Source organism: Psychroserpens burtonensis DSM 12212 (assembly GCF_000425305.1).
GTDB lineage: Bacteria > Bacteroidota > Bacteroidia > Flavobacteriales > Flavobacteriaceae > Psychroserpens > Psychroserpens burtonensis.
In genome coordinates this window covers 1-11,609 of record NZ_AUDE01000043.1, presented here as the reverse complement: position 1 = coordinate 11,609, position 11,609 = coordinate 1, and the positions used below count along the sequence as shown (strand labels likewise).

Annotated in this window: 12 protein-coding genes; all 12 read left to right on the top strand. The window is 30.3% G+C overall.

Features of this window, described 5'->3' with window-relative positions:
- The first annotated feature begins 413 nt into the window (after positions 1–413).
- The 12 genes from H593_RS0114950 to H593_RS0114895 all read left to right on the top strand — a co-directional run bounded on the left by H593_RS0114950 (position 414) and on the right by H593_RS0114895 (position 11,432).
- Positions 414–932, top strand: a complete 519-nt coding sequence (locus H593_RS0114950) for a hypothetical protein (protein WP_157588884.1) — start codon at positions 414–416, stop codon at positions 930–932.
- Positions 933–1,187: 255 nt separating this feature from the next.
- Entirely contained in the window at positions 1,188–2,819 is a 1,632-nt protein-coding gene (locus tag H593_RS0114945; protein ID WP_028873174.1) for a S41 family peptidase, read from the top strand.
- A 166-nt stretch (positions 2,820–2,985) separates the two neighbouring features.
- Positions 2,986–3,759 (top strand): DUF6090 family protein, encoded by a 774-nt coding sequence (locus tag H593_RS20180; protein WP_028873173.1) that lies wholly within the window; start codon positions 2,986–2,988, stop codon positions 3,757–3,759.
- A gap of 246 nt (positions 3,760–4,005) precedes the next feature.
- The gene (locus H593_RS19420; RefSeq protein WP_051229768.1) at positions 4,006–5,145 is read left to right on the top strand and encodes a T9SS type A sorting domain-containing protein; all 1,140 of its coding nucleotides are present in this window, start codon (positions 4,006–4,008) and stop codon (positions 5,143–5,145) included.
- A 202-nt stretch (positions 5,146–5,347) separates the two neighbouring features.
- On the top strand, positions 5,348–5,980 hold the full coding sequence (locus H593_RS0114930; RefSeq protein WP_028873172.1) for a dioxygenase family protein: 633 nt from the start codon (positions 5,348–5,350) through the stop codon (positions 5,978–5,980).
- Positions 5,981–6,213: 233 nt separating this feature from the next.
- The gene (locus H593_RS0114925) at positions 6,214–6,789 is read left to right on the top strand and encodes a hypothetical protein (RefSeq protein WP_028873171.1); all 576 of its coding nucleotides are present in this window, start codon (positions 6,214–6,216) and stop codon (positions 6,787–6,789) included.
- 150 nt (positions 6,790–6,939) lie between these two features.
- Positions 6,940–7,467 carry a DUF6933 domain-containing protein gene (locus H593_RS21050; RefSeq protein ID WP_028873170.1) on the top strand — a complete coding sequence of 176 codons (528 nt, stop codon included), beginning with the start codon at positions 6,940–6,942 and terminating at the stop codon, positions 7,465–7,467.
- Positions 7,468–7,627: 160 nt separating this feature from the next.
- Positions 7,628–8,131: a hypothetical protein gene (locus tag H593_RS0114915; RefSeq protein WP_028873169.1), complete on the top strand. Its 504-nt coding sequence runs from the start codon at positions 7,628–7,630 to the stop codon at positions 8,129–8,131.
- Positions 8,132–8,283: 152 nt separating this feature from the next.
- The gene (locus tag H593_RS0114910; protein WP_157588882.1) at positions 8,284–8,775 is read left to right on the top strand and encodes a hypothetical protein; all 492 of its coding nucleotides are present in this window, start codon (positions 8,284–8,286) and stop codon (positions 8,773–8,775) included.
- A gap of 129 nt (positions 8,776–8,904) precedes the next feature.
- On the top strand, positions 8,905–9,387 hold the full coding sequence (locus H593_RS0114905; RefSeq protein ID WP_028873167.1) for a hypothetical protein: 483 nt from the start codon (positions 8,905–8,907) through the stop codon (positions 9,385–9,387).
- Between the two features lie 233 nt (positions 9,388–9,620).
- On the top strand, positions 9,621–10,880 hold the full coding sequence (locus H593_RS0114900; RefSeq protein WP_028873166.1) for an AAA family ATPase: 1,260 nt from the start codon (positions 9,621–9,623) through the stop codon (positions 10,878–10,880).
- The gene (locus tag H593_RS0114895; RefSeq protein WP_028873165.1) at positions 10,881–11,432 is read left to right on the top strand and encodes an RloB family protein; all 552 of its coding nucleotides are present in this window, start codon (positions 10,881–10,883) and stop codon (positions 11,430–11,432) included.
- Positions 11,433–11,609: the final 177 nt, after the last annotated feature.

Below are 11,609 nucleotides of genomic sequence, written 5' to 3'. Positions count from 1 at the left end.
ACGTTAGCGGTCATTGCTCACTCAGCTCCAAAAAAAATTAAATCACTCTAAAGTGGTTTAAAATAAGAGGTAAAAACGTACTCGGTTTTTTGTGGATGACCGAAATCTAATATGACTATCGGAATCTATCAAAACGCAACTGTTGCGTATCTCAAATCTCACTTTTATATAATAGTACTCAACGGATTTACGAATCATTACGACACTCTTGCGACGGACTGATCTTCTGCACGGATCATTAGTTATGTGTTCAACTAGTGAAACAAAATAACGACCGCTAACAATATGTATAAAAAATGCTTATTTTGGTGCTTAACTAAATGATTGTGTTCTGTTTGCTAACTTCTGATTTTCCTTCGGAAAATCCTCTTGTACAAACACGCACATTCTATACACGTAACGTTGTACACCATTTGAGAAAAACATTATACATATCGATTTTAATTTTAGTATTAAGCGGAATTGCTAATGCTCAAATATCCGGACAACTATTTCAGGATGAATCAGAATTCCCAGGAGTTCAAGTATATTTCAAAAACTCTGACAAAAAAGTCGAATCTGATTTTGATGGTTATTTCAAATTAGAAATACCAAGTCGAATTGAAAAAAGCGACCTGATTTTAAGCGGATATGGAATTACGATAGAAATAAAAAACTTGGAATTTGACACCGCTAAGTTAGATTTGGGAAAAATTGAATTTCCAGCTTTTAAGATTATTGATATTGACGAATTTGAGAAACTTACGAAATTGGAAAAACAGAATTGTTATCCGATTTATTGTTGGACTGATTTATTAGGCTACTCATATACGAACGAATTAGAAAATGAATTTCTGACATTAAATTGCAAAGAAAAAATCACAGAATTTGAATTCAATCAGATTGCTAAAACTATAACGCTTGATTGGAACACGATAAAAAACTGTGAGTAAAAAACGGTGTACAACACGGTGTATAATTAATTGCTTGGGCAAGTCCTTATCTGGAAAATTCCGCTGGAATTTTCTCTAATCCGTATTTGTTTACTAATTTAGTTACTTAATCACGCAACTAACCATACACATAACGTTGGCAACAATATAGACAAGCCAACTTCAATCATTTAAAATTTTCCCAATTAGAGAATATTTAACGCTTTCTAAAATTAAATATATGTTCATTTATATTCTATAAAATCTAAAACTTATATGAAAACTAAAATACTTCTTCTATTATTTTTATGTGTTTATGGAAATTCAATAAGTGCACAAAAAGAACTTACAGAAACTAAAAAAATAGCTTCATTTGGAAAAATTTATGGATTTCTAAAATACTATCATCCAGAAGTTGCAAAAGGAAAATTTGATTGGGATAAAGAATTCATGAAATATCTTCCTCAAGTTTTAGCAGCTACAGATAAAGAATCATTATCAATACTATATCTTGAGTGGATTGAAAGTTTAGGTGAAGTTAAAGAATGTAAAAAATGTGATTCTGATGAAAATTATTTTGATAAAAATTTTGATTTATCATGGACACAAGACACAGTGATTTTCACGAATGAGCTTTCATCGAAATTAAAGTACATTGAAAATAATAGAAATCAGCGGGACAATTATTATGTATCCACTGAATCATTAGGGTATGTAAAAGTTACAAACGAACCTATTTATAAAGATATCGCATACCCAGCCAAGGAATACAGACTATTAGGACTACTTAAATATTGGAATACTATTGAATACTTTTACCCTTATAAATACCTTACAGACCAAGATTGGGATGCTGTTTTAACAGAAATGATTCCTAAGATTCAAAACGTTCTTAACATAAGTGAATATCAATCTACACTTAAAGAACTTGTTGCTAAACTAGATGACTCGCATGCTTGGATAAATTTTGGAATTACACCAAATACTAAATCATTGCCTGTTAAAATCTCGAACGTTGAAAACAAAGCTGTTATTTCAGGTTTCTATAACGATTCAATCGCCGCTCTAAACAATTTAAAATTGGGTGATGTTATATTGAAAATCAATGGCTCTGACATCCAATCAGAATTAGAAAAAAAACTAAAATTTATTTCTGGCTCAAATAAGAATGATAAAATAAACAAAGCTTATAACTACCTTTTTATTGGCACTAAAGATACTTTAACGTTAACAGTGAAGAGAGACGGAGACATTTTAGATTTAACAACAAACAGATATAATTTTGGTGTATTTAACTATTTAAAAAACAAAAAGAAATTAAAGTCTAAAGCAATATCCGAAACCATTGGTTATATCAATATGGCTAGTAGTTTTGAACGAAAAGATATTGAAACCATATTTAAATCCTTTAAAAACAAAAAAGCAATAATTATCGATTTAAGACATTATCCTCAATTGATACATTGGATGTTCACAAGACACTTAACTTCCGATAAGACAGAATTTTTCAAAGCATATCGACCAAGCATTCATTATCCTGGAAAGTTTATTTTCAAAAAAAGTTTGAAAACTATTGGCAACAAAAACGCATACAAAGGAAAAGTCATCATTTTAGTTAGTAACGAATCATTAAGTCGATCTGAATTTACGGCTATGGCTTTTCAAACGGCTGACAATGCCATAACGGTTGGAAATCAGACGGCAGGTGCTGACGGAGAAAATAAAGTCATTGAATATATGGGTGGTTATAAAACAGCCTTTACTGGTACTGGCATACTATATCCAGATGGAACAGAGACTCAAAGAAAGGGAGTTAAAATCGATATAGAAATAAAACCAACAATAAACGGATTAAGGCAAGGGCGTGATGAAGTTTTAGAAAAAGCAATTGAGATTGCGAATGAATAAAATACTGTTGCCAACACCGTGTATAATTAATTGCTTGGGCAAGTGCTTATCTGGAAAATTCCGCTGGAATTTTCTCTAGTCCGTATTTGTTTACTAATTTAGTAGCTTACACACGCAACTAACCATACACATCACGTTGTGCTTCATTAACACCAACCGCTAACCAATGATAAAATTCTTTAGAAAAATTAGACAAAAAATGCTGACTGAAAACAAATTCAGCAAGTATCTAATTTATGCGATTGGCGAAATTGCCTTAGTTATGATTGGAATCTTATTAGCATTGCAAGTCAATAACTGGAATGAAAATAGAAAAACTCAAATTGAGGAAAGAGATATCTTGCAAAGATTACAATTAGACTTGAGAGATGATTTAAAAAATTTGCAGTTTTCCATAGATTTTAAAAAAGATATAGCTGAGAGTTATGGATTATGTTTAGAAATACTATCTGAAGAAACGATTGCTACAAAAGAAGAGTTTATGACCCACTTTTCCTCTATTCTAGAGATTCAGCAGACAAACTTAAATATGACAACTTTTAAAAATTTACAGACAACGGGACAAATAAGGCTAATAAAAAGTAATGAAATAGCTGATAATATTGTTAGTTATTATAATTCAGACTATAAGAATTGGGAATCTGCATTAAAGGACTATACAAGAAATATTACTGCCCCATATATACTACAATTCGACTATCTACCACAAAAAACCTACACTGATAATTACGGAAATAATTTAAAAATGACTGGTCAACCAAAAGATTTTAAAAAGCCCGAAAAAACCATAGATGATTATAAGAACAACTATTTTATCATTAATACCTTGAGGCAAAAAAAATATAACATTGAAGCATTAATTCCACGATATAAGCAATTGATCAATAACGCTCTGGAATTAGACAAGACAATTCAGGAATATTTAGATACCCAGCAATGAAATTCTTTAAAAATAACGAAAGCACAACACCGTGTATAATTAATTGCTTGGGTCACTGCCGACTTACGAACATTCCTGCGGAATATTCTATCTGTGATTTATTTGCTAAATTAGGTGCTTAACCACGCAACTAACCATACACATCACGTTAGCAATAATATGTGAACGCACATCCGAATTCAATAACAAAATTAGAATTACTACATTTATATTTTTAAATTCACATTCAATTCTAAATCCTCAATAATGAAAGAAAAGTATAAATTAACTATTTTAATAATAGTTATGTTATTTTCTCATTTAATAACTCAAGCTCAATTTATTACATTCGAACATGATGGTATTGACCGTCAATATTTATACTATGAACCTGCAAGTTTAAATGAGAATATGCCTTTAGTATTTGTTATGCATGGCTTTACTGGAGATGCTAATAGTATGAGAAATTATTCTGAAATGAATCAAATTGCTGATCAATATGGTTTTGCGGTTTGTTATCCTAGAGGGACTTTTGATTCAGATGGAAATCGATTTTGGAATGTCGGATATGCGTTTCATCAAACTGAAACAGTAAATGATGTTGGTTTTCTAACGGAATTGGCAGAATACCTGCAAACAACTCATGGATTAAATCCTGATTTCACTTTTGCTACTGGTTTTTCTAATGGAGGTGAAATGTGTTACATGCTTGCATGTCAGGCATTCGATACATTTAAAGCTGTGGCACCTGTTGCCGGAATGATTATGCAAGATATCCTAGATGACTGTGACGATAGTCCTCCAATTCCTTTGTTTGAAATACATGGCTCTCAAGATAACGTAACACCATTATCAGGAGATCCAAATAATAATGATGGATGGGGAGCTTATCCAAGTATATCCTCTACAATTAATTATTTTGTAGAAAAAAATGAATGCACATCGAACAATACTCAAACATTGCCAAATATTGATAATTCAGACGGAAGTTTTGTTAATAGTACAAAGTATTTAAATGGTATTAATAATAATGAAGTATGGTATTATGAAGTTGTAGGTGGTGGACATGATTGGCCTGGAGCTTGGGGAAATATGGATATTAATGCTGGTGAAGAAGCTTGGCTGTTTTTTCAAAATCAAATAGATAATACGCTCTCACTTCAACATTTTGAAGATTTAGAAAATACTATACGCATTTTTCCAAATCCTACAAGTAATATAATTAACATAGAAATTAATAATCCGTTGGAACTTAAAGAGATAATTATTTATAATACTTTAGGAATAAATTTAAATATAGAACCAACTAATGGAATCATAGACTTAACTAACCTAAATACTGGTGTTTATTTATTGAGTATTAAAACTTCTAAAGGCACAATAACAAAAAAAGTTGTAAAAAATTAAACTTATTTAAAACATTGGGTTTTTAAAATTTTGAAATAGTAAATACTATTGCTAACAACGTGTATAATTCATTGCTAGTGCTAGCCTACGTGGAAAATCCTGCGGATTGCCCACTGGTTCGGTTCATTTTTACTAATTTAGTTGCTTAACACGCAACGAAATCATACACAACACGTTGTGCAACATTTGAAAAACATCGAGAATGAAAAAATATTTAGGAATAATATTGTTGACTTTTATTACGATTTCGTGCAAAGGACAATCCAATTCTAACGTCGAAAGAAATGTTGGTGGACCTTGTCAAGATTGCGAAGCAGTTTTGGATTTTAAGATGTTGAATATTACACCAAAAGCAACTGATACATTACCAGGTTTTGAAAAAAATGAACCTAAAGTTAAAATAACAGGAACTGTATTTCAAAAAGACGGAAAAACACCAGCTGAAAATATCGTACTCTACATATATCACACAGATAGAAATGGAATTTATCAGCCGAGTGAAAAACCCATTAGTTGGGAAAAAACACACGGACAATATCGTGGATGGTTAAACACAGGTAAAGATGGAAAATTTACTTTTTATACTTTCAGACCAGCACCATATCCAAAAGTCCAAGAAGCTGAACATATTCATATTTATGTTAAAGAACCAAATACTATTCCTTATTATATTGACAGTTATTTCTTTGAAAGTGACTCAAAATTAACGACTGAAAAAAGAAAATCTCAAAAAAATAGAGGTGGTTCTGGAATTGTAAAACTTAAAAAAGAAAACGGAATTTGGACTGCGAATAGGAATTTGATTTTAGGAATGAATATACCTGATTATGAATAAAAAACGTTGCACAACAATGTATATAAAAAATAGCTATTACAGGCTTTAACAAAGGTTTTTGTGTATTTTCGAAGACCGCCAAATTTTTAAATTTGGCTTTTAGTAAAATAAAGAGAAAAAGAAAAATTTAAAAATTCGGCTCGTGTATAATTCGAAACGATAGCGTTTATTTACACGCTACGTTTCATATACTAGACGTTGTAGTGCATTTAAGAAAAACCCGATAATATAAAATGAACATTGTAGAAACCGAAGCAAATCAATTTTCTAAAAGACTTTTTCGAGGCGGAAAAACCAATACTCTTGAAAATCTAAAATCCAAGATTACGATGAAATTATATGATTTTAATCGTGACAGAGACAAGTTAGACTTTTTAAAAATTTTGAGAGTAAATAGTATTGCGGACAAAGAAAAGCATATGAAAACTTGCAGTGGCTGTGGTTATGACAAAGAAATTGATATTGGAATTTTTGCAATAGACCAAGAAATTGATGACATAAACCGATTTTACACTTTTGAACCAAAATCTGACGATGAATTTAGTGTTGAGCAGGAATCTGAATTACATAATAAACTGAATAATATTCTTGAAAAACTCGAAAAACAAGGTTTTGGACAACAAATAATTTTTGAGGAAATCGAGGATTTGAAAAACCATTTTAATCTTGGAAAGAAAAATTGGTTTCAGCTTTTAAAAGGAAAAGTTGTTGACTTGACTTTAAAAAAAGTGTTAGACAAAACAATAGTTCAAGAAATATATAATCAATTGAGTGACGGATTTGAGCAAGTCGTGAAAATGATTGAATAAAATAAAAAACGCACTACAACACCGTATAAAAATAATTGCGGTTTAGTGCTTAATCAAAGGTCGTTGCGTGTTTGTAACGTCTGAATTTCCTTCGGAAATTCCTCGCATACAAACCCGCAACTATTCTTATACATAAACGTTGTACACCATTTGAGACGAACAAAAATACATACAACTAAAAAGTTAGAAAAGTTAGTCAAGAAACTTATCACGACGGACAAAAAAACTGATTGCGGAATTCTTGGAAAATGGAATGCAACGGTGTTTTATGTCGACAAAAAAAAATGTTGGCTAATCACAAACGGGCTGACCAAATACAATGTAATTCTGACTGATATAAAAGCATCGGAATTGAGCAAGATTGAACAAATTTTTAAAGATGCTCTTTTCGGACAACTAATTTATGACGGAATAATAACAGACTTTGAAAATCTGAATTCAATTATTGGCGGACTGGATTTTTTACCAACCGATAATGACAGAAAGACAACAGGATTTCAGAATCATCGCCTTCAGGATTTGGATTGGTGGAAATATGATTTTGGAAGTTTAGAAAATATGCCAATAAAAGACCTGACAAACCGAATGAATACAAGTCCAATTCACATCGGAAAAGGAAGAAAAATGTCCGATTACACAGATTCGATTGGAGAAATGAAAAAAATATTAGCGGAATAAAAAACGGTGTACAACATTGTATATAAAAAATTGCTATTTTTAGCTTAATCAATGTTAGTTGCTTTGCTTGCTAGCTTCTGATTTTCCTTCGGAAAATCCTCGCACACAAACACGCAACTTTCTATATACATACCGTTGTGTGTAATACCGAAAAACCGATATGATTGAAAAAATACTTCCTGCAATAATTACCATAATTGGAAATGTTCTTTTCTATCTATTGATTAAAGGTCGAATTGACAAATCAATTGAAAAGAATAAAATTGCTTATAGCGGAATTTTTAAAGAAAAGGTAAATATTTACCGAGAGTTACTTGAGAAAACTTACGGAATTAAAAAAGACCTAAACCGATTTCAATATGTCGGAACAAAAGAAGAAGGAACTGATTTGATGCATAAAATTAATGATTACATTCAATTTTACTCAATTAATCAACCTTTTCTATCTGATGAAATGTTATCAGACTTAAATAAAATACGTGCTGAATTTCAGGAAGTTTTTGACAAATTTTATATGCATATAGCAAATGGCAATTCTGATAATCTGACTGAATTCTTTGAAGCAGGTAATAAATTGAAAAATAACAATCCTTTCAAGGAAATAGAGGAAAGAATAGTATCCGAAATGCGAAAAGATTTGAAAGTAGCGGAATTTGGAAGATAAAGTACTACACACAACACCGTATAAAAATAATTGCGGCTAAGTGCTTAATCAAAGGTCGTTGCGGGTTTGTAACGTCTGAATTTCCTTCGGAAATTCCTCGCATACAAACCCGCAACTATTCTTATACATAAACGTTGTGTACAATGCCGAATATGATAAAGAAATTTAACCTTAAGCTAATTTTATTGGAATGTTTCGCTCTGATTTTTATCATTAGCGGAATTAAAAGGTTCTATATAGCATATAACGGAGAACAATTCGATGCTCTTATGAGTGAGGATTGGGAAAAATTTGAATCGCTAACTGATGTTAGAATCGGAGAATTTCTCGCTAACCAATTATATTGGTTTTTAGGAGCTCTAATAATCGGAATTTTAACCGTTGGATTAATAAATTGGAAAAACAAATTCGGAATTATAAACTCAATTATAGTTCTAATTCTAACATTTGGAATTTCTGCAACTGGAATTTACTCATCTGGAATTATAAACAGATACTTGAATTATTTTTGCGGAATATTTGGAAAAGGCTACGGTATGTCTTTTTTAATAGGAGGTTTGATAATAGCATTAATCGGAATTGCAATTTTATGGAAATCTATAAAAATGAACAAAAACACTGTACACAACACGGTGTATAATTAATTGCTTGGTCACTGCCGACTTACGAACATTCCTGCGGAATATTCTATCTGTGATTTATTTGCTAAATTAGTTGCTTAACCACGCAACAAACCATACACATCACGTTGTGGTTAATTTGAGAAAAACCGTATGAATAAAGAAAATGTCTTACTGATATTATGGATAATCTTCGGATTTATATTCATTAGCGGAATTGACTCAATTTTATATTTTGTTGTTTACTTAATATATTTTGCGAAATCGGAATTAGGACTTTCGTATGGAGTTATGAAATTATCGATGCCGATTATTACTCTGATTTTGTATATTCTGACTACATTTCTGATTTTAAAAAAACTTAAACTAGATTCAAACTCATCTGGAATTTATTTGACTAAATTCCCAAAAAGAATATTTATTGTACTTGCAATAATTGCGCTGACTTTAAATCCAATTACACATAAATTATCTGGACTTTACGCAGAACATTCAACTAGAATGGAAAACATTGATACTTCTGATTTTCTTCAAGTTTACGGATGGATGACTTCGGGAATATACCTTTCAAGATGGCTGATTTTAATTGTTCTGTCAATTTTATTTATTAAGAAACTAAACGGAATTGAAAAATAAAAACTAACCACAACACCGTGTATAATTAATGGCTAGTTCGAGCTTGCTTACGAAAATCCTTGCGGTTTTCTATTCAGTTTTTATTTGCTAAATTAGTTGTTTAAACACGCCACTAATCATACACATAAACGTTGTGTGTCATGCAAAACAGAATTCACAAAAATCGTTAAACCTAACAAGAAATCATTTTTAATATCTATATTTGTAAATATATTACAAAAAAGACTAATAAAATGGTGTTAGAAATCAGATTAAGCAATTTCTTTTCAATCAACGAAGAAGTAGTTTTAGATTTAAGAGCGGGAAACATTAAGAATGAAAAATCTAAAGCCCTAACTGATAATATTTTTAATTTTAATGATATTGAAGTATTAAAAACCGTTGCTCTTTATGGTGCAAATGCTTCAGGAAAAAGTAACATCATTAAAACTATTAGATTTTGTAATGCAATGGTTTATGAATCTCATAAGCATAATGAAAACTCAATATTTAATTTCCAAAAGTTTAAATTTAATAACAACTCAAGTAAACCGAGTACTTATTTCATTCGATTTGTCATAGATAAAATTGAGTATAAATATTCTTTTTCATTAAATAGAACAGAAATTTTAACTGAAAGTCTTTATTATTATCCAAATGGAAGAAAAGCGAAAATTTTTGAAAGAAATGAAAAAGCTGGTAAAACCAAAAAGGAAAAATATTCATTCGGAGCTTCAATAATGAGAAGACCTTTCGATGTAGCTGAAAGCACTTCAAATAAAACTCTATTTATTTCTAGGGCTAGTCAAATGGATAGAGAGCTTCCAAAACTAATTTTTAATTTTTTTCATAGTACGTTCATTTTACAACATTCAAATTATGGGATTAGTAATTTTGAACCCTTAATTAAAGAAAACAAAAAACAACTATTAAAAGCTTTGCAATTAGCAGATAGTGATATTGTAGATTTTAAATATAAAGTTATAAAAGAAAAAGGGAAGAAGATAAGAGCTAATCTAGATACTGAGGAATTCTTTTTTGAAGATAGCATACTAGAAAGTATGAAAATTCAAACTTATCATAAGTATTCACCTAAAGTAGCATTTGATTTATTAACTGAAGAATCTGGAGGAACAAAAAAACTGTTCTTTATGATGTTAACAATACTAGACGTCGTAAGGAATAATAAAATACTATTAATTGATGAAATTGAAGATAGTCTACATCCTAAAATTGTAGAATATATTATTGATATATTTCATGCTAGTAAAGAGTCTCAATTAATATTTTCTACTCATAATACTAATCTTTTAGACTTAAATAGATTTAGAAAAGACCAAATTTGGTTTGTAAACAAAAAAGAAAATGGTGTTTCAGATTTATATTCATTATACGATTATAGTGACTTTAGAGAAACTATGAATCTAGAAAAAGCATATTTACAAGGTAGATTTGATTCTATTCCAATCGTTGATGATTCTAGAGAAAAATTACATTCAATCATTAATGAATAAATGGCTAGAGGAAGAAGAAAATCAAGAGGTAAAAAAATAAATCCTACTCTTTTTGTGTTTTGCGAAGGAGAAACAGAAGAGTCATATATAAATTTATTGAAATCTATATATAGAATACCTTCGATTCATATTCATGCGAAAATACGAGGAAACAATATATCTTCTGATTTCATTAAAGGTTATAAACAGGACAAGCCAACTCATGAAAAAGATATGACTTTTTTAATGTATGATTTAGACGTTCCTACTATGTTGAATAGGCTTTCAAGTATTAATGATTCTATTCTATTAGTTTCCAACCCTTGTTTAGAGTTTTGGTTTCTTCTACACTATAAAAATCAAACAGCGAATATAAGCAGTTCAAATAGTTGCAGAGAAATGGCTAATCGAAATAGATCATACAAGAAAGGGTTAATTGATGATAGACTTAAAGCCAAATTAGTTTCAAAAATTGATATTGCAACATCACGAGCAAAAGGATTAACTGCACATAATAATCCTAGCTCAACTGTATATAAATTAATTGAAGTTTTAGAAAGCTTAAAAAGCTAAAGCACGAACACACAACACCGTGTATAATTAATTGCTAGAGTGTCTATGTGCTAATCGGAAAATCCTGTGGATTTACCTCAAGTTCGTCCCCTTTTGCTATCTTTAATCCCAAAGCAACTCCTATGTTTGTAAAAGAAGTTAATTCATATATAAATTTAGCAATAATAAAGTGAAAAA

Excerpts from the sequence above, each read along its gene's own strand:
- H593_RS0114945 (WP_028873174.1), top strand. The coding sequence starts at position 1,188 with ATGAAAACTAAAATACTTCTTCTATTATTTTTATGTGTTTATGGAAAT.
- H593_RS20180 (WP_028873173.1), top strand. The coding sequence starts at position 2,986 with ATGATAAAATTCTTTAGAAAAATTAGACAAAAAATGCTGACTGAAAAC.
- H593_RS19420 (WP_051229768.1), top strand. The coding sequence starts at position 4,006 with ATGAAAGAAAAGTATAAATTAACTATTTTAATAATAGTTATGTTATTT.
- H593_RS0114930 (WP_028873172.1), top strand. The coding sequence starts at position 5,348 with ATGAAAAAATATTTAGGAATAATATTGTTGACTTTTATTACGATTTCG.
- H593_RS0114925 (WP_028873171.1), top strand. The coding sequence starts at position 6,214 with ATGAACATTGTAGAAACCGAAGCAAATCAATTTTCTAAAAGACTTTTT.
- H593_RS0114915 (WP_028873169.1), top strand. The coding sequence starts at position 7,628 with ATGATTGAAAAAATACTTCCTGCAATAATTACCATAATTGGAAATGTT.
- H593_RS0114910 (WP_157588882.1), top strand. The coding sequence starts at position 8,284 with ATGATAAAGAAATTTAACCTTAAGCTAATTTTATTGGAATGTTTCGCT.
- H593_RS0114905 (WP_028873167.1), top strand. The coding sequence starts at position 8,905 with ATGAATAAAGAAAATGTCTTACTGATATTATGGATAATCTTCGGATTT.
- H593_RS0114900 (WP_028873166.1), top strand. The coding sequence starts at position 9,621 with ATGGTGTTAGAAATCAGATTAAGCAATTTCTTTTCAATCAACGAAGAA.
- H593_RS0114895 (WP_028873165.1), top strand. The coding sequence starts at position 10,881 with ATGGCTAGAGGAAGAAGAAAATCAAGAGGTAAAAAAATAAATCCTACT.